General features: G+C 70.5%; 1 pseudogene. It reads right to left on the bottom strand.

Annotation, left to right across the window (positions count from 1 at the left end):
* A pseudogene (locus JCM25143_RS20485) lies at positions 1-579 on the bottom strand (transketolase-like TK C-terminal-containing protein); the annotation flags it as partial.

The following is a 579-nucleotide window of genomic DNA, read 5'->3' as shown; positions in this document are numbered from 1 at the left end:
GGCCTTCGGGCCAGAGCAGGGCGGCCTGCCAGCAGGCGAAAGTTTCCTGCGCATTGGCTGGGCGGAACACGGCCAGATGCGGCATGGCGCGCAGGCTGGCCAGTTGCTCCACGGGTTGCCAGCCGCCTCCGCCATCGCTCAGGGCCAGACCATCATTGGTCAGAAGATACAGCACCCGGCGGCGCATGAGGGCGGTCATGCGCAGGGCGGGGCGCATGCGGTCGATGGTGATCATGCCCGCCACGCCGCAGGCCAGCACGCCGCCATGCAGCGCCATGCCAGACAGCATGCCTGCCATGCCGTGTTCCTGCAGGCCGCAGGGCCAGTGCGGGTCAGGGATATCATACACCGCGCCGCTGGTGCCGGAGGTCGCGGCCAGCACGGCCAGTTCCGGCCGCAAGGTCTGCAATGTGCGCAGTCCCGCCAGCGCTACATGCTGTGAGGAACTGCCCCGCAGGTCGTGCCGCCACAGGCGCGGCCAGTCCTCGGACAGCAGAGGGGGGGCAAGGCCCGCCTGTTCGCGCTCGAACTGGGTGCGTGCCCTGTGTCGCGTCAGCCGCCGCAGCCACGAGCGCCGGG

The organism is Acetobacter papayae JCM 25143, assembly GCF_000613285.1.
In the GTDB taxonomy this organism is placed as follows: domain Bacteria; phylum Pseudomonadota; class Alphaproteobacteria; order Acetobacterales; family Acetobacteraceae; genus Acetobacter; species Acetobacter papayae.
The sequence above is the reverse complement of the archived record's forward strand: the minus strand, read 5'-3'. Positions and strand labels throughout refer to the sequence as shown.